At 43.6% G+C, this 17,836-nt stretch carries 18 protein-coding genes; 2 read left to right on the top strand and 16 right to left on the bottom strand.

Translation table 11 applies throughout. The features are described 5' to 3' along the window. Window positions 1-51: 51 nt before the first annotated feature. From ACFGVS_RS14575 to ACFGVS_RS14550, 6 genes are all read right to left on the bottom strand, one after another. Window positions 52-831 (bottom strand): DUF5995 family protein, encoded by a 780-nt coding sequence (locus tag ACFGVS_RS14575; RefSeq protein ID WP_439699149.1) that lies wholly within the window; start codon window positions 829-831, stop codon window positions 52-54. A 126-nt stretch (window positions 832-957) separates the two neighbouring features. After that, window positions 958-1,953 carry an MBL fold metallo-hydrolase gene (locus ACFGVS_RS14570; protein ID WP_439699148.1) on the bottom strand — a complete coding sequence of 332 codons (996 nt, stop codon included), beginning with the start codon at window positions 1,951-1,953 and terminating at the stop codon, window positions 958-960. 78 nt (window positions 1,954-2,031) lie between these two features. Further along, the gene (locus ACFGVS_RS14565) at window positions 2,032-2,862 is read right to left on the bottom strand and encodes an alpha/beta hydrolase family protein (protein ID WP_439699147.1); all 831 of its coding nucleotides are present in this window, start codon (window positions 2,860-2,862) and stop codon (window positions 2,032-2,034) included. 5 nt (window positions 2,863-2,867) lie between these two features. Then, window positions 2,868-3,317: an RDD family protein gene (locus tag ACFGVS_RS14560; protein ID WP_274211830.1), complete on the bottom strand. Its 450-nt coding sequence runs from the start codon at window positions 3,315-3,317 to the stop codon at window positions 2,868-2,870. Window positions 3,318-3,326: 9 nt separating this feature from the next. After that, complete coding sequence (locus tag ACFGVS_RS14555) at window positions 3,327-4,853, bottom strand: GNAT family N-acetyltransferase (RefSeq protein WP_439699146.1); 1,527 nt, start codon at window positions 4,851-4,853, stop codon at window positions 3,327-3,329. 75 nt (window positions 4,854-4,928) lie between these two features. Then, on the bottom strand, window positions 4,929-5,303 hold the full coding sequence (locus ACFGVS_RS14550) for a DoxX family protein (protein WP_439699145.1): 375 nt from the start codon (window positions 5,301-5,303) through the stop codon (window positions 4,929-4,931). A 166-nt stretch (window positions 5,304-5,469) separates the two neighbouring features. On the opposite strand from ACFGVS_RS14550, the gene hemA reads away from it, so the two are divergent. Beyond that, window positions 5,470-6,696, top strand: coding sequence for a glutamyl-tRNA reductase (gene hemA, locus ACFGVS_RS14545; protein WP_090643117.1), 1,227 nt, complete (start codon window positions 5,470-5,472; stop codon window positions 6,694-6,696). Between the two features lie 172 nt (window positions 6,697-6,868). Here hemA and ACFGVS_RS14540 read toward each other — a convergent pair whose 3' ends face one another. The 4 genes from ACFGVS_RS14540 to ACFGVS_RS14525 all read right to left on the bottom strand — a co-directional run bounded on the left by ACFGVS_RS14540 (window position 6,869) and on the right by ACFGVS_RS14525 (window position 10,252). Next, entirely contained in the window at window positions 6,869-7,867 is a 999-nt protein-coding gene (locus tag ACFGVS_RS14540; protein WP_439699144.1) for an ABC transporter ATP-binding protein, read from the bottom strand. Window positions 7,868-8,028: 161 nt separating this feature from the next. Next, window positions 8,029-8,877, bottom strand: coding sequence for an outer membrane beta-barrel protein (locus ACFGVS_RS14535; protein WP_439699143.1), 849 nt, complete (start codon window positions 8,875-8,877; stop codon window positions 8,029-8,031). A 30-nt stretch (window positions 8,878-8,907) separates the two neighbouring features. Beyond that, entirely contained in the window at window positions 8,908-9,720 is an 813-nt protein-coding gene (locus ACFGVS_RS14530) for a hypothetical protein (RefSeq protein ID WP_439699142.1), read from the bottom strand. Beyond that, complete coding sequence (locus tag ACFGVS_RS14525) at window positions 9,680-10,252, bottom strand: RNA polymerase sigma factor (RefSeq protein ID WP_439699141.1); 573 nt, start codon at window positions 10,250-10,252, stop codon at window positions 9,680-9,682. Before ACFGVS_RS14525 ends, ACFGVS_RS14530 begins: the two co-directional genes overlap by 41 nt. A gap of 454 nt (window positions 10,253-10,706) precedes the next feature. On the opposite strand from ACFGVS_RS14525, the gene ACFGVS_RS14520 reads away from it, so the two are divergent. Further along, window positions 10,707-11,972 (top strand): amidohydrolase family protein, encoded by a 1,266-nt coding sequence (locus ACFGVS_RS14520; protein ID WP_439699140.1) that lies wholly within the window; start codon window positions 10,707-10,709, stop codon window positions 11,970-11,972. A 289-nt stretch (window positions 11,973-12,261) separates the two neighbouring features. Here the strand turns inward: ACFGVS_RS14520 and ACFGVS_RS14515 are convergent, their stop codons facing one another. The 6 genes from ACFGVS_RS14515 to hemL form a co-directional block, all read right to left on the bottom strand. Beyond that, the gene (locus ACFGVS_RS14515) at window positions 12,262-12,798 is read right to left on the bottom strand and encodes a CopD family protein (protein ID WP_439699139.1); all 537 of its coding nucleotides are present in this window, start codon (window positions 12,796-12,798) and stop codon (window positions 12,262-12,264) included. Window positions 12,799-12,910: 112 nt separating this feature from the next. Then, window positions 12,911-13,936 (bottom strand): uroporphyrinogen decarboxylase, encoded by a 1,026-nt coding sequence (gene hemE / locus ACFGVS_RS14510; protein ID WP_439699138.1) that lies wholly within the window; start codon window positions 13,934-13,936, stop codon window positions 12,911-12,913. A 119-nt stretch (window positions 13,937-14,055) separates the two neighbouring features. Beyond that, complete coding sequence (locus ACFGVS_RS14505) at window positions 14,056-14,580, bottom strand: tetratricopeptide repeat protein (protein WP_439699137.1); 525 nt, start codon at window positions 14,578-14,580, stop codon at window positions 14,056-14,058. A 3-nt stretch (window positions 14,581-14,583) separates the two neighbouring features. Then, window positions 14,584-15,291: a response regulator transcription factor gene (locus ACFGVS_RS14500; RefSeq protein WP_090643161.1), complete on the bottom strand. Its 708-nt coding sequence runs from the start codon at window positions 15,289-15,291 to the stop codon at window positions 14,584-14,586. Between the two features lie 152 nt (window positions 15,292-15,443). After that, window positions 15,444-16,313 carry a sensor histidine kinase gene (locus tag ACFGVS_RS14495; protein WP_090643168.1) on the bottom strand — a complete coding sequence of 290 codons (870 nt, stop codon included), beginning with the start codon at window positions 16,311-16,313 and terminating at the stop codon, window positions 15,444-15,446. A 113-nt stretch (window positions 16,314-16,426) separates the two neighbouring features. Continuing rightward, a complete protein-coding gene (gene hemL, locus ACFGVS_RS14490) occupies window positions 16,427-17,797 on the bottom strand; it encodes a glutamate-1-semialdehyde 2,1-aminomutase (protein WP_439699136.1) in 1,371 nt (456 codons plus the stop codon). Between the last annotated feature and the right edge of the window lie 39 nt (window positions 17,798-17,836).

Genomic DNA, 17,836 nt, shown 5'->3' with positions numbered 1-17,836 from the left:
CTGAAATTTTCAGTATTTTATATCTATACCCGGGTAATTGTAATCTTTAAATTAATTCACCTTCAAATACGTTTTCTTATATTCATTTAATACCCGGGTTATTCTGGATGGGTTTCGCCATTCAAACAAGTGGATAAGCCATACAGTAAAACTCAATAAACCTACCGGGGCAACAATGCCCAGGCCAAGTTTGTTGATATCGGCATCGCGGCTGCTTATCAGGTTAAGGTAATCCTGGCCTGTTCTTGTGTAAAGGTCTTCGGCAAAGCACCAGGCGCCGTCCCTGGCGTTACCAAGCGCAAATTGAATTAGGATGGAGTTGTTTTGCGCATGCAAACCGGCTAACGACATTAAGGGCGATACCTGGTTAAGTTCGTTAATAACCTCATAAGTGAGGGCCGACAGAATAGTATTGATGGCGTTAAAATCCTTATGTACCTGTGCCAATGGCTGGTTAAAAGCCCGGGCAGTTTCAACAACTGCAATCCCTAAATCAAGGTTGATGTGCGCGTTCATGCCAATAAGCAGGTGTTGCAGTACCATTTTTCGGGGTTTATTAAATATACTGAAAGCCAATGCCCATGATGCCGAAGGTTGTTGTTTTTGTTGCCATTGATGATAGGCCATAATATAACGGCTTGCAAAAGTAACATCCAGTTGCTCCATTCTTTTGCCATCCTCAAACTCGCCGGCCAATATGCCTTCCTTTACCTTGCAGGTTACTTTGTGGTATAAAGCCGCAAAATATCCCGCCCGGCTGCCGGTTTGTATGGCATCGGCAATGATGGTTTCCAATTCGGTTATAATTTGATCGATAGTTGTAGCTTGCATAGGACTGTATCCGTAAGTTTAGGCAGGTAATTAAACTTAAAGATAGCGCAAAAACTGAATGGGACATACATGGTTCAATTACTTTTGGGCCGATATCAGGATATTATTTTTTGCATGGGCTGTAACCTACATAAACTTTTTCCACCACGCCGAGTTATAAGGGCCTTTAACTTCGGTGGGCTTACCAGGTTCGGGTATAAAGAGGTCTATCTTTTTATCTTTGGCAAATTTCTCCAAACGTTCAACTGGCTCATACCAGGCGTGGGGGGCCAGGTTAAACGTGCCATAGTGTATGGGCATCATGATCTTGCCTTTAAGGGCTATGTGGGCGTTTGAAGCATGATCGGGGCCCATATGGATATCCGGCCAGTATTTTCCGTAGGCGCCAACCTCAAGCATAGTTAAATCAAACGGGCCAAAGGCTTTGCCAATCTCGGCAAAACTTGGCGACCAACCCGAATCGGCGCCAAAATAAATATTATGTTTTGGGCCTTTTATTACAAAGCTTGCCCAAAGGGTTTCGTTACGGTTTACCACGCCGCGGCCCGAAAAATGCCTTGATGGGGTAGAGGTAATAACAACCTGGTTACCTATCAGCATACTATCGCCCCAGTCCATTTCAAATACAAAATTTTTAAGTATTCCCCATTTTTCAAGATACTGGCCTACACCAACCGAGCAGTAAAAAGGAATTGATGAGCCTGCAAAAAATTTAATAGTATCCTTATCCAGGTGATCGTAATGGTCATGCGATAGCAGCACAGCATCCAGCGGTGGCAAATCTTGTAAAGCAATAGCCGGTTTAAAAAAGCGCTTCGGGCCGAGATGTTTGGAGAAAGATACCCTATCGCCCCAAACCGGATCGGTAAGGATGCGTTTGCCATCAATTTCAATTAATATGCTGGAGTGGCCAACCCAGGTAATGCGCAGGCCACTTTTGGGCGCGTCATTAAAAATAGTAACGTCGGTTTTAAAGGGGCCAATCGGTTTTCTGGGCGAGTTTTCGGCTTTATTGCCTATATATTCGCGTAAAATGGGAATCATTTTTCCAAAACCGGCCTCGTCGGTAGGAATAACGTTGATATATTTTTTTGCTTTTTTGCGGGATCCTTCTAAACTCATCTAAACAATAATAGTACTTATACTGGGTGTGTGACAGCTTTAACACAAAAAAGTTACGATAGATTGTTGCCGTCGGTTTTATTTACTTAAAAATGATATTGCTGTATCACAAAATGTAACCAGCGATGCCGGCAAAACATCGCTTAAATAAGGGTGGGCACCGCCAAAGGTATGATCTCCGCCAGGCAAAATAAAAAATTCAGCGTCGGGATGCGCGCCATATAGTTCTTCGGCGTGGTTTAGCGGAACAGTAGGGTCTGCATCGCCATGCATCAATAGCCAGGGTTGCTTAACTTTTGCTGCCTGCGCCAATATGTCGAGGCGTTTAGGATGCTTATCCAGATCGCCCAGCAAAGTAGATTTTAAGGGCATTTGTTGGCCTGTGCGCTTATTGGGCATGTAAATAATGCCCTGTAGTCGCCATTGTATCTCAATTTCTTCGGGCCAAAGGTTATAAAAGCTTGATATGGAAGCCATAGTAACCAGCTTTTTTATCCGGCTATCCTCGGCTGATTTAATGATACTGATACCGCCACCCATGCTGTGGCCAATAAGGTAAACCCCACGGGCTGCCGCCATGCCCGATCCGCTACAGGCAAAATCAATAATGGTATCCAGATCTTCCAGCTCTATCGAAAATGTATTGTCGCTAAAGGCTATCAGGTCGGTAAAATCAAGCGGGTTATCGGGCGTGGTGCCGTTGTGCGAAAAATTGAACTTCAGGTATTTGAAACCAGCGTTGGCAAAGTAGCCAGCTACTAAATTATGAGTGCCCCAGTCTTTAAAACCTTTAAAGCCATGTGCGAAGATAACTATAGGTGCGTCTTTAAAAGCGTTATTGTAAGTTACGTCTATCAGCATGGGGCGGCCTTTAGCGCCTGGGAGGGTGTAAGTATCTTTACGGATCATGGGGGTTAAAATATCACCTCGGTTACAGTTATATCGCTTGCTTTTACTACCAGGGTATTTGCTAAAAGGTCGCCTATGCGCTGGTGCTTTTCTGTTTTTGAAATGCAGATTATTGCCGGTATTCCGTACATCATGATATCTATCGGGTCGCAAATGCGGCGTTTAAGTGCATCTATAATTGTTATTTTAGCCCCGCCGCTTGTAACAACTTTAAGTTTGCATATATCATGGCCCGGTGTTCCGTTCAAGGCTTCAATGACTACAAAATATAAAAACCAAACCAGGAATATAGGCAGGGCCATCAATCCGGTAACGGTCATATTGCCGGGCCGGGTAGATTCATCGAAAGCATAAATGTATCCAAAGTAAAAAATGCCATAAATGCTGTAGTCAATTAAAGTAGCAAATATGCGTAATTTGATATAGGCCCGGGGAATAACCGTAGTTACTTTCATTATTCAATACTACACTTTTTTCCCGTTAAAAGTAATATTATACAAATCAGTCCTGCGGTCTTTCAAATTTTGTACGCTGCCGTATTCATGCAGCTCGTCCAGCAGTGAAAGGTCTACGTCGGCTATTACAATCATTTCGCTGTTTGGTGTAGCTTCTGATTGAATGCCGTTGGTAGGGAAGCCAAAATCCGACGGTGTAAATACCGCCGACTGCGCATAGCTGATGCCCATATTATTTACATTGGGCAGGTTGCCCACGCAGCCCGCGATGGCCACATAACATTCATTCTCAACCGCCCGTGCCTGCGAACAAAACTTAACCCGGTTATAGCCATTTTGGGTATCGGTTAAAAATGGTACAAACAGGATCTGCATATCCTGGCTGGCCAGTATCCGTGATAACTCCGGGAATTCCACATCGTAGCAAATCAGGATGCCTATTTTACCGGCGTCGGTTTCAAATACCCTAACCTCATCGCCGCCGCGGATACCCCATGAGCTGATCTCGGATGGAGTAGGGTGAATCTTATAAACCTCTTCCATACTGCCATTGCGCCTGAAGAGGTACGATACATTGTATAACGAATCTTCAAAAATGGTAGGCATACTGCCGGCTATGATGTTCACATTATATGATACCGCCAGCTTTGAAAATTCTTCGATGATAGGCTGGGTATATTTAGCCAGTTCACGCATGGCTTTGGCGCTGTCCATGTGGTTGTAATCGGCCATTAAAGGAGTGCCAAATAACTCTGGGAACAGTATAAAATCTGCCTGGTAATCGCTTACAGCATCTACAAAGTATTCTGCATGCTTTAATAGTTCGCTGATGTTATTGTACGGGCGCATCTGCCACTGTACCAGGCCAATGCGCACTATAGTTTTTTGGTTGATAGCGCTGCTGATTTCCTCGTAATATACATTGTTCCACTCTATTAACGTAGCAAAGCCCTTGCTGCGGCTGTCTTCGGGCAGGTAATTACGCAGCACTTTACGCACGTGAAAATCATTGGCCAGCTGGAAAGATAGGGTAGGGTCATATATCTCTTTATACTTAACCTTATCAATATATTGGCGGGGGGTAAGATCATTCTGGAATTTTTGATAATTGGGTATCCGGCCACCTGCAATAATACTTTTCAGGTTCAGTTTTTCGCACAAGGCCTTGCGGGCATCATAAAGGCGACGGGCCAGGCGCAAGCCGCGGTAGTTTGGGTGAATAAATACATCTATTCCGTATAAAACATCACCTTTATCTGTGTGGGTTTTAAAGGTACTATCGCCGGTAATTTGTTTGTAGGTATGGTTATCGCCAAATTTTTGATAGTCGACTATAATGGCCAACGCACAACCTACCACCACATCGTTCACGGTTACACAAATTTGCCCTTCGGGGAATATTTTGATGAGCTTTTTAATGGAATTGGCATCCCAATAATCCTCGTCCATATCCATGTATGCCGATTTCATCGACTTTTTTAATTCCTGGTAATCCTGTACTTCCAGGTTACGCATTTCAACACTTTGCAAATCCATATTGTACTTTTAAGATGCTGTATCCTTAAATAAAAAACCCGGTGATTTGTTTTGCCCTTAAATAAGCCTTTGATGTTAATTCTTCCTGTGCCACCATACCCACAGCATCAATACCGGTTGTAAAATTAAGCGTAGCCAGGCAATAAGTGGTGTTACGGTTATGTTACCTAATTTAAAAGGGGCATCAATAAGCATTTGGATATGAACCGGTAAAAACGCTGCCAGCATCAATACAACGCCATATACCGCCCAGGGCCTTGTTTGGGGCCGTATCAGCAGGAGCGCAAATGATATTTCTGCTATCCCGGCAATAATGTTCAATAAAACAGGGCAGGGTATATAACGCGGAATTATATGAATGTAAAAGTCGGGGTTTATGAAATGATTTATGCCCGCAAATGCATAACCAACCACCAATATGAACAGGCTAACCGTTTTTAATAAACGCATTTGTTAATATACATAATTTTGCCAGCTATTGTTTTAAGCAGTTTTTATGTGGTTTTTGGGGTATTTCGGCTAATTTATAACCATTCTAAATACCTCTGTTTGACAAAGTGTTGACATTGCATCCCTTTTATAGTGATATTTTTGTTCGGTCAAATTTAAAACTGCTTTGAAGTATTTAAAGGTTATTGCTTTTACACACAAACAGATTGAACTGAAGGAAATAGGAAGATTGGTGGTTTGCCAGGAAAATCTGACTGAAAAGCTTCAACAGGTTAAAACTCAATTTGGAATACCGGAAATATTCTATCTGGCTACATGTAACCGTGTGGAATTTGTTATGACTACTCCGCAAGTAGTTGACAAGGACTTTGCCAAACGTTTCATCGAAGCGTTTAACACCGAACTTTGTGAACACTCCCTGAGTACCTTCATGGACGGCGCGTCTATTTATGAAGACCAGGAAGCTATGGTGCACCTGCTACGTACTTCATGCTCGTTAGAGAGTTTGATAGTTGGTGAAAAGGAGATACTGGCCCAGCTGCGCAAAGCATATGAACACTGTAAAGAAGCCGGACTTACCGGCGACGGCCTGCGTATGATTATGAACTGTGTGGTTAAAACAGCCAAGGAAGTTTATACCCATACCAATATTTCAAAAAACCCTATTTCGGTTGTCTCGTTAGCTTATCGTAAGCTTAAAGATTTAAACCTTTGCTCAAACGCCCGTGTGTTGATTATCGGCGCCGGCGAAACCAACCGAAATTTATCTAAATACCTGCAAAAGCATAAGTTCAGTAACTTCGCGGTTTTTAACAGGACTGTTTCGAAGGCGGCTGAACTGGCCAGAGACCTGGGCGGCGAGGCATTTGACCTGGAAGCGCTTAAGACATACAATAAAGGCTTTGACGCTATTATCACCTGTACGTCGGCAGTAGAGCCTATCATCACCACCGAAATTTACCAATCGCTGCTCAACGGCGAAACCGGCAAGAAAACTATCGTCGATCTTGCCATCCCTAATGATACCGCTCCCGAAGTTTTAGAGCAATTCCCGGTTAACTTTATCGAAGTACATTCATTAAACGAAGTTGCCAAACGTAACCTTCAGGAGCGCTATCACGAACTGGTACACGCCGAAGGTATTATTGAACAAAATATAGCCGAGTTTTTAACCCAACTGAAACAACGCCGTATTGAAGTGGCCATGCGCCAGGTGCCCGAAAAGATAAAAGAGATCCGCAACACGGCCATCAATTCTGTTTTTGCTGATGAAGTACAAAGCATGGATCAGCAATCGCGCGACATCCTGGAAAAAGTGATTAACTACATGGAGAAGAAATATATCAGTGTGCCCATGGTTATGGCTAAGGATATATTGATTAATGAAAATTGATTTAATTTTTTCATTGCGCAGCTGCCGCGGGTTTAACTAAGTGCAACCCGTGGTAATCATAAATTAAGCTTCCAGCTTAATTTACCCTAATAATTTTCATGGACGATAATTTAAGCTGGAAGCTTAAATGGTGTAAACCACGAGTTACGCTTCGCTAAACTCGCGGCGGCTATTAATACTCCAACCACTTCCAAAACCTTACAGATACCATATCGCCTTCTTTGTAACTATCGGGTTCGCCATTGGATACGCGGAGCAGCACGCCTTCTTTTTCGAGTATCAGGTCTTCATAAAACCCACGGAAAAGAATTTGTTTTATTGCCCAGCTTTTGGTTGATGAGATCAGTTTTATCCTTATCCAGTCGGGGTAAATTACCACATGGTCTTTTATGGTTTCGATACCGCAGATCTGCGCGTCGGCAGCGCTAAGCACATTACAGTTACTTAACAGTTGGGCGGTATACAAATGCTGCGGGCGTTGATACAAGGTTTTTGGATGCCCATGCTCCACAATTTGCCCATGTTTTATTACTACCAGTTCATCGGCCATGGATAGCACCTCGGCCGGATCATGCGACACCATGATCACCGTAATACCAAGCTCTTTTACAATTTGCCTGATGTCCTGCTGCAAACCCTCGCGGAACGAGGTATCAACCTGGTTAAAAGGCTCATCCAGTAATAACACCTGCGGGCGGGTAATTATAGCTCTTGCAATGGCCACGCGCTGCTTCTCGCCGCCACTCAGGTCGGCCACCCGTTTGTCGGCCATGTGGAGCATGTTAAGCTGTGTTAAAATTTGCTCGGTTTTTTCCTTTTTTGCTTTTAGGTCGGTTGCAGGCAGCATGGCCGCTACGTTATCCCAAACTTTGGCAAACAGGTTCAGGTCGTCGGTATGTTGGGTAACCATTTTCATGGCATCGTGGCCGGGAATCAGTTTTTCTTCAGGCCCCCAGATGCGTTCGCCTTTAAACTTAACAATGCCTTCATCAGGAGAAAGCAATCCGTATAATAATCGAAGCAGCGTGCTTTTCCCGCTTCCGCTTTCGCCAATAATAGCCGTTATTTTTCCGGGCTGGATAGAAATATCTGTAGTTTTAACACCGGCCGCCTGTTTACCGGGATATATTTTACTTACTGCAATAGCCTGCAAAAAAGGAATGTCTGACATTGACACGAATAACACGAATTAAATCGAATTTCACAAATCTGGATGGACTCCAAGAATCCGAATTTTATAAACACGAATGGCAGGAATTGAAGCGAATTTCACAAATCTGCCTGAAGTTAAAATTCGTGAAATTCCACCCAATTCGTATTTATTCGTGTGTATTAGAATCCCAACGTCAACCCGAAGCTAAAGTTCCTCAACCCTTCCTGGGCGGGGCTGTTTTCAAACATGTCGTTAAAGTAGTACTTGGCGTAGATGCCCATGATGCCATAGCCCATGCGGATGAATGCGCCTTTGCGCAGTTTGGCAAAGTGATAATCGTCGTCAAATTTTTGCTTGCCGCGTTCTTCGCTTATTTGTTTTACACGGCCGTTAAGCAGGATACCAACCTCGGGGCCAACAACCAGGCGGAAGTAGTTGCCACGGCTATCTTCATGACTGCGGTAGTAAAACGATAATGGTATGCGCAGGTAGCTTGACGAAAACCGGTTTTTGCTGAAGTGGATGCTATCCGGCACATACGTTAACACGGGTGCATTGCGTTGTATGGTAATATCCTGGCGCAAACGGATGTTGGTCCAGTCGAACCCACCCGAAACATATATTTTGAAGGCGCTGTTAAAACGGTAACCAAACTGCACCACATCAAAACCAAAGTTGGCTGTTTTGGCCTGGCGGTAACTCAGAAACTGGTTATTGGGCGACAGGGTAAAGCTGCCATGGTCAAGCAAAGTGGCAAAACCAAGGTCGATCCTTGAAAAAGTAATGCCGAAAGAAAAACCAGGGGCCTTAGTCCGTTGAACTTTGGTAGTATCGTTAGTGTATGGCGACACATAAGGCGCATCATGGCCAAGCCCTAATTTAACTTTGATATGTTTTTTGGTTACAATAGTGGTATCTGTACCGGTTTTGGTCGAGTCGACTATAGTAGTTGTAGTAGTTGTGGTGGTTTGGGCAAAGCCGTAGCTTGCTGCAACGCATAGCATTGCCGTTAAAATTAAACGTTTCATATTATCGGGTATATATTTTTTCTTTAGATTTTATTTTTCTTTTTTCACTTTAATAATGCCCAGGTTTACGCCGGTAATGGTGGCATCGTCCTCATCGGTATTGCTAAATTCAATGATCTTATCTTTACGTTTATCAACAGCGGCAATCATCACATTAAATACATCACCTAAACTGCGAATTTTATGCTTTTTTGCCGGCGTCGCTGGCTTAATAGTTGACACTTCTGTGGGGCCAACGGGCGATTTAATACTTGCAAAAACCGGGGTTTCGTCAATATGTTTTGGGAATATCCTGGTAGCCGTATCTGGCTGCACCGGCACTTTTATTTCCTGCTTGTTAGTTGCCGATGCTAATACCGGCTGACGATCGTCGGGCTTTGCAATATCCTTTGCAGGCGCGGCTGTAACCGGGATTGCAGTAATAATCGCTTTTTTATTCCATTTGTGTATGCTGATAGCCGCTAAACTGTTAGCTGGCGCTGCCGCCACTCCCTCCGACTTTTTACCGGCAGTCGTTTCAGGCTGTGTTGCCTCGACTGGCCCGGCAGCCGTTTTGGGCTTTATCGGATGGCTAACACCTGCCAGCCCATCTTTTTTAGGGCTGATCGTTTTTACTTCCTTAGGGATAAATAAAACACCGGCGGTTATCAGTAAAACCGCTGCCGCGGCAATACTCAGGTATGGCAGCCAAACCTTTTTGCGTTTGTTTGCATCCAATTCGCCGGTAATCTCTGTCCACACGTTTGCAGATGGTTCTATCTCGTAATCGTTTAATGCCGATTGAAATAGCTTGTCCAGATCCTTATCCTGCATATCCATAGCTTTTGCTCTCCATTTTTGCAATTTGTTCTTTTAATATCGTTCTCGCCCTTGATAGCTGCGATTTTGATGCCCCTTCGGTAATGCCTACAATTTCGGCAATTTCTTTGTGTGCATAACCCTCTAAAGCATACAGGTTAAATACGATGCGATAACCCGGTGCCAGTTGCTGTATCAGCCCCATCAGCACTTTGGCATCAAGGTTGGCGGCAGCTATCGGGTTAACCGATGGTTCGGTGCCTGCATCGTCTATATCAACCACCTGCATCATTTTATGGTGCTTGCGATAGTATTCAATAGAGCTGTGTACCATGATGCGCCTTACCCAACCTTCAAATGATCCATCTGCCCGGTAATCAGCCATCTTGCCAAAAACTTTTATAAACCCGTTTTGCAGCATGTCTTCCGCCTCCATTCTATCGGTAGCGTAGCGCATACACACGGCCAGCATTTTACCCGCCAATTGTTTGTATAACAATTCCTGTGCCTTACGTTCGCCCGCTTTGCAGCGGTCAACCAATTGTTCGATAGTATATTTAGGTTCCAAAAACATCATTTAAAAGTAAGATGGTAACCTGGGGCAAATGGTTGCATGGGGTTTGAAATATTTTTTTAGTTATTGGGCGACCGCATTTTAATTAGGTCATTTTAGTAGATAGCAAAGTAACATTTGTAATCAAGTTTGAATAATTGTATTTTTATATGTAATTCAATACCCTAACAATGGAATTAATACTAAAGTCGGATAATAGGGAAAGCATAGAAAAGATTATTGCCTTGGCCAAAAAACTTGATCTCGATTTTGAGTTAAAGCCTATACGGCCACAAGATTCCCATTTGGAGGATTTACGGAATAGGATTATTAATTTTAAAGCTACCTCTCCATCTCCATTCGGAGACGCCGAGTCCTGGCAGAGAAATGAACGTGAGGATCGTAACCTTCCTTTCTCCTGAAATAAAAGACGGCATCAAAATACGTTCTCCTATACAAAAAGCTATCTTTATTTATAATGAAGAAAACAATAGCCACAATAATACTCCTCATTTTTTGCCTGCCCATATTTGCCCAAAAAACTGAACTTTATATATTACTTAAACCCGACCGTGTTTTCGACGGTGAGCAGATGCACCCTGGCTGGTGGGTACTTGTGAAAGGTAATCATATAGAAACAGCAGGGGAGGCCGCTACCATAAAAACACCCGGCAATGCTAAGGTGATTGACCTGAAGGGTACAACCCTGATGCCCGGGCTGATTGAAGGGCACTCGCACCTTTTCCTGCATCCGTATAACGAGACTGCCTGGAACGACCAGGTACTTGGTGAAAGCCGTGCCGAACGTACCGCACGTGCCGTTAACCATGCCCGCGCAACTTTGATGGCCGGCTTTACTACCGTGCGTGACTTGGGCACCGAAGGCGCCACCTACGATGATGCGGGTTTAAAAACTGCGATTGAAAAAGGCATAATCCCGGGCCCGAGGATGCTGGTGGCCACCCGGGCAATTGTAGCCACCGGCAGTTATGGCCCTAAATCAGAAGTTGCCGAAGCCAGCATAATTAAAGGCGGAGAAGAGGCTGACGGTATTGATGGAATAGCCAGGGTTGTGCGGTCGCAAATTGGCCATGGTGCAGATGTAGTAAAAATTTATGTGGACTATCGCTGGGGGCTAAACAGCACCGCAGCGTCCACCTTTACCGAAGAAGAGTTGAAGGTAGCTGTACAGGTAGCCAAAAGCAGCGGTCGCACGGTTGCTGTACATGCGTCAACTACCGAAGGTATGCGCCGGGCCATAGCGGCAGGCGTAACTACCATTGAGCATGGCGACGGCGGAACACCAGAACTGTTTAAGCTGATGAAAGAAAAAGGCATAGCTTTATGCCCAACCCTCAACGCCACCGAATCAATTTCGGGCTACAAAGGCTGGAAGAAGGGCATCGATCCGGAGCCGGCAGCAGTAAAGCAAAAGCATTACATTTTTACCGAGGCATTAAAGGCCGATGTTGCTATTTGTATGGGCGGTGATGTCGGTGTATTCAGCCACGGCGATAATGCCCGCGAAATGATATTAATGGCCGAATACGGTATGAAACCCTTAGTGGTACTGCGCTCGGCAACATCGGTTAACGCCGCCGTTTTTGGATTGAAGGATTTGGGGAATATCAAGACGGGATACCTGGCAGATTTGGTTGCCGTTAATGGTAATCCGGTTGAGGATATGAAAGTTTTGAAAATGGTGAAGCTGGTGGTGAAGGATGGGGTGATTGTGAAGGAGTAATATTACCCACGCCCTAATTGTTTCGTTCCTACTCACGATATATCCAATTTTCCTGTCATCCTGAGGTACGAAGGATCTGTTAGTTTTGCATGACCGGCAGAAAAGTTCGTGAATAGATCCTTCGTACCTCAGGATGACAGTATTTTATATTTTATGTTTGAATGTCATTCCCCCTTCAGAATTTCGCGAATTTTACTATCCAACATGGCAAGCTTTAATAGACTGGTATTACACCTTCAAAGTCCCCGGATTTTACAATCGCAATGACGGTTTTTTCGTTAACGGTTCTCTAATTTTTCTTCTCTCTAAACCGTTTATAAATTTTAACCGCGATCATCAGGATCGCCCCCAGCGATACTATTCCCACAACTCCAAATATCCAGCTTAAGCCATCTTTTTTTACTGCAAGAAAAACTATTGCGAAAAGTAAAATGGTGGCCAACTCATTCCACAGGCGTAATTGGGTTGATGTCCATTTAAAAATACCTTTACGCATTTGCTTCATTTTGTGCTGGCAGATGTAGTGGTAAATTATAAGCCCGATAACAAAACCAAGCTTTATAGGGAGCCACGCCATCAGCATAAAACCAGGCTTTATATAAACCATGGTTATCCCCGCAGCCAGTACCAGGAACATGGAGGGTACTGTTATAATATACCATAGCTTTTTCTCCATGATCTCGAACTGGGCCGATAGGATACTGCGGTCAGGCTCGGGCTTGGCTTGTGCCTCGGTATGGTAAATAAACAGGCGCACCATATAAAAAAGCCCCGCCATCCAGCAGACTACAAAAATGATGTGTATGGCGAGAACGTATTCGTACATAACGGCGTTTCAGTATGTCATTGCGAGGAACGAAGCAATCGCCGACTGTGCGAGGCCGACATTGCATGGCTACGAGATTGCCACGCTATCGCTCGCAATGACATATTTGTTTTTAGTTTCTGTATTCCTTTATAATTTCTACCGCGTACTTCACATTATCAAACGGGATATCGGGCATAATGCCGTGGCCCAGGTTGAAAATGAAACCTGGCTCATCCTTCATCCGGTCGAACAGGCGGTATATGCGGTCTTTAATTACTTTTTTATCGGCATAAAGTATATGCGGATCAAGGTTACCCTGTACGGCTACACCGGCAGGTAAACGCTTTTTGATATCCAGCAAATCAACATTCCAGTCAATCGATACCACATCCGGCTTAGCCTCGGCCATCAGCGGAGCAAAAACCGAACTGCCTTTGCAGAACGATATCACCGGGATATCCTTACGGTTAAGCTTGCTGATGATCTGTTGGATGTAGTAGTGGCTAAACTCTTTATAATCATCCCAGGCCAAAGCCTGTGCCCAGCTATCGAAAATCTGTACCGCGTTAACGCCTGCTTCAATTTGAAGGTTCAGGTAATCGGCTGTAACGGTTGCTATTTTTGATAACAACTGATGCGCCATTGCCGGCTCATTGTGAAGCATCAGTTTGGTGACCTTAAAATCTTTCGACGATCCGCCTTCAACCAGGTAGCTCATCACAGTAAATGGCGCGCCTGCAAAACCAATCAGCGGGATGCTGCCATTTAAACGCTGCTGAATCACCTTAATGGCATCCGCAACATATTGTAATTTATCACCTACATCGGTTTGCAGGTTATCAATATCTTTTTGGGTACGTACCGGGTTAGCAAACTTAGGGCCGGTGCCTGCGTTGAAACTCAAATCGCCGCCCATAGCCTCGCCGGTAACCAGTATGTCCGAAAACAGGATGGCACCGTCAATACCTAATAAATTAACCGGCAACATGGTAACATCGGCAGCAAGTTCCGGTGTTTTGCACATTTCCAAAAAGGAATACTTGTTTTTAATATCCCAATATTCTTTCATGAAACGGCCGGCCTGGCGCATCATCCATACCGGTGGTCGTTCTGTTTTTTCGGAAAAAGCTGCTTTTATTAATAACGAATCTCTCATATCTTATATGAGAGTCAAGAATCAAGAGTCAAGAGTTAAGACTTTTTGAATTGCAGATAGCAGAGTTAGATGCCATGTGCAAGGTTCTTGTCTTGATTCTTGATTCTTGACTCTTGACTCTATTTTTTTGTTTTTATCTCCTTGTGAAGTTTGTTTATAACGTCCTTCATTTTGGCTGTAATTTTATCGGCATGCTGCTCGGCCAATTGCAGGTAGGCTTGGGCTTTATCATAATCATTATGCCTTATACTGATATTGGCCACCGTAACCAACGCGGCTACATGGTCATTTACAGATCGCAGCGGGTATTGGGCTGCAATCTCATAATGTTTTTCGGCTGCTTTAAAATCCTGTTTTTGCACACAAATACCGCCGTAAATAAATTCATAATAACCCCGGCGCTTGTTACTGAGCCATTCGGGTTTGCTGATTTCTTTTAACGATGCCTCTGCCTTATCAAATTCTTTATGGTGAAAATATTTGGCTGCAACAACCAGGGTGCCCTGTTTAAAGTAATCCCATATTAGTAACAAAATCATCAAAACAGCAACAGCCGCAAGCTCATAAATGTGCAGGTACAACAACAAGCCTAACGATAGCAGGAAAACAAATGCAATAAATATGCGCACCCGGTTACTGAACATTAATTAGTGCTGATTATCGGTAAATTTATAGCCTACACCACGGATGGAGTGAAAATAAACCGGGTTTTTAGGATCTGGTTCAAAATACTTACGGAAGGTTAGGATAAAGTTATCGATAGTACGGGTTGATGGGTATACATCATAGTTCCAAACAGTTTCCAGTATCTGCTCGCGCGATACCGCATCATTACGGCGCTCAATTAAAAGCTTCAGTAACATGGTTTCTTTTTTGGTAAGCGGAGTAATAGAACCATCTTCATTCACCAGCTCAAACGAGTTAAAGTGGATGGTTTTTTCGCCTATTTTGTAGCTGTTAAACTCCTTAAGGTCATCGCCTTTCAGGCTGCGTTTTACCAGGTTGTTCACCCGTAAAATAAGCTCTTCCAGGTTAAACGGTTTGGTTAAATAATCGTCGGCACCTTTTTTAAGGCCCGAAATTTTATCCTCATTGGTGTTTTTGGCTGTCAGGAACATGATAGGTACCTCGGTATTTTCAAGGCGGATGGTTTCTGCAACCACGAAGCCGTCAATTTCGGGCATCATTACATCTAATATAACCAGGTTAAAGCGCTCTTCTTTAAATAATTGCAAAGCCTTTTTACCATTTTTAGCTGTCGAAACTTTATAACCCTCCAGCTCCAGGTTAAGTTTAATGGCTTCCAACAAATGCTCTTCGTCTTCGGCTAATAGAATTCTTTTTTTGTTAGGCATCGTCTGACTCATAATTTTAATACACTAATTTGATAAGCTAATTCACTCATTAAATCGAATTACACGAATTACTGTTCAAGTTATTTACCCATTTTACTATTCAAACTATATAAGCAGATTAGTGAAATTTGATATAATTTGTGCAATTGGTGTTATCCAAATACAACTTCAAAAATGCTACCAGCAGGGCGGTTGTCTTTCACCTTAATACTGGCATGGTGCTTATCCAGCACCTCTTTTACTATATACAGGCCCAGGCCGGTTCCTTTGGTATTGCGGGTTTCCTCGCTGCCTACACGGTAAAAACGGTCAAAAATACGGGCTTTTTCGTTATCGGCTATGCCAATGCCCTGGTCGGCTACCTCCAGGTATACCTTATCATCTTTTGAAAATAACTTAACAACCACTGCCGAGCACGGGCTGGAATATTTTACAGCATTCTCGATTAAATTGGTTACCACAGATGTAAGCGCAAACTTATCGCCGGTGATTTCAATTTTGGGTTCAATCTCGGCATCGATAATCATTTGGTTGCAATCGCATTTGCTGATTTGCAAACGGTTTACAATGCTATCTACCAAAACCGAAAGGTTGAAGCTGGCTTTAGGGAACGTGTACGACTGGTTTTCTATTTTGGAGGCCAGCAACATATTCTCAACCATATCATCCAGTCGCTCAACATCGTTAAGCGATTTATCGATAAAATCCAACACCTGTTCTCTGGTCAGGCTACGTTTCTGGATAGTTTGCAGTAATATTTTGATAGATGCCAGCGGCGATTTCAACTCATGTGTCACCGATAGTAAAAAATTCTTTTTTTGCTCCTGCAGCTTACGTTCCTTATTAATGGTTTTATGCAGACTAACGGCCCCCAACGTAAATACCAATATAAACATGGATCCCTCGCATAGTACCATACTGATAGGCCTTGCGTGAGGCGTTACCAGCATATACCCCCACCATACCAGTTGAGCAACGGCATAGATGATGAGCGCATAAAAAATTACAAATGTCCTTTTCATTTCAGTTATCAGTGGGCAGTTGCCAGTTTGCAGTTATCAGTTTAAACTTGGGCGGTTGTAAGTTTGCAGTTATGCTTTTTTTTAATGCTAACTGTCAACTAAAAACTGCCAACTTATTTTCCGTTAAATACCAAATCTAAGCTATCAAAAATAGCGCGTTTGGTTTTTTCTAAATCAATTTTTGTATGTACCGATGATATAAAGCCAACTTCATAACCTGATGGGCCCAGGTAAATGCCCCGGTTTATCAGTTCGCGGTGAAATTTTTTGAATTTTTCCATGCTTGCTGCATCAATATCTTCGGCTTTACGAATATACTCTTTATCTGTAAAAGCAAACCAGAATATCGATCCGATACCAAACACCTTAAATTTATAGTTACGGGCTGTAGCAAAACGCTGGATGGCCTCGGTAAATTCTTCTCTTTTATTATTCAGGTCGCGGTAAAAACCCATGCGCAAAAGCTCGGTCAGTTGGGCGATACCTGCAGCCATGGCTACCGGGTTGCCAGATAATGTACCGGCCTGGTAAACGCCGCCATCGGGCGATACATTGCCCATAATTTCGGCCGATGCGCCATAACAGCCAACAGGCAAACCACCGCCAATGATTTTGCCATAGGTAATAATATCCGGCTTAATCTGGTAATAGCCTGCCGCGCCTTCGAAACCAACGCGGAAACCCGAGATTACTTCATCAAATATAAGCAGCGTGCCGTTTTGGGTACATATGTCGCGCAAAAACTGCAGGTATTCTTTTTCCTGTAACAGCAAACCGTTATTGGCCGGGATAGGTTCGATGATGATGGCTGCAATCTGGTCTTTAAATTCATTAAAAGCCAGGGTAAGGGCTTCCTTATCGTTCAGGGATACTACGATGGTTTCGTCAACAAAGGCCTTTGGTACGCCTGCAGATGAGGTTTCGCCAAAGGTAACCAGGCCCGATCCCGCCTTTACCAATAAAGCATCGGTATGGCCGTGATAACAACCTTCAAATTTCAGGATCTTATCGCGTTTGGTATAACCCCTTGCCAACCTGATGGCCGACATAACCGCTTCGGTACCCGAGCTTACAAAGCGTAGTTTTTCAATAAATTTATTGTTCTTCAGAATCAGTTCGGCAAGTTCATTTTCGAGGGCGGTTGGTGCACCAAACGACATGCCGTTTTGCATTACCTCTATAACCTTCTCCCGTACTTTGGTATTGTTATGACCAAGGATGAGCGGGCCCCAGGAGCAGCAGTAGTCAATAAACTCGTTGCCGTCGGCATCCCAAATGTGACTGCCATCGCCTTTTTGAATAAACAAGGGCGTACCATATACCGATTTAAACGCCCTCACCGGCGAGTTAACCCCACCCGGAAAGTAAGTTTTAGCCTTGGCATAAAGCTCGGCACTTTTCTCCCTGCTAATATCAGGCTTCCCCGTAGTATTCACCGGTTCATTAGCCTCGCCCGAAAACATCTTTTTTATTGAATCTAACATTTTTATAAGTCAAAAATCAAAATTCAAAAGTCAAAAATT

This window comes from Mucilaginibacter sediminis (genome assembly GCF_051903035.1).
Lineage (GTDB): Bacteria > Bacteroidota > Bacteroidia > Sphingobacteriales > Sphingobacteriaceae > Mucilaginibacter.
The sequence above is the reverse complement of the archived record's forward strand: the minus strand, read 5'-3'. Positions and strand labels throughout refer to the sequence as shown.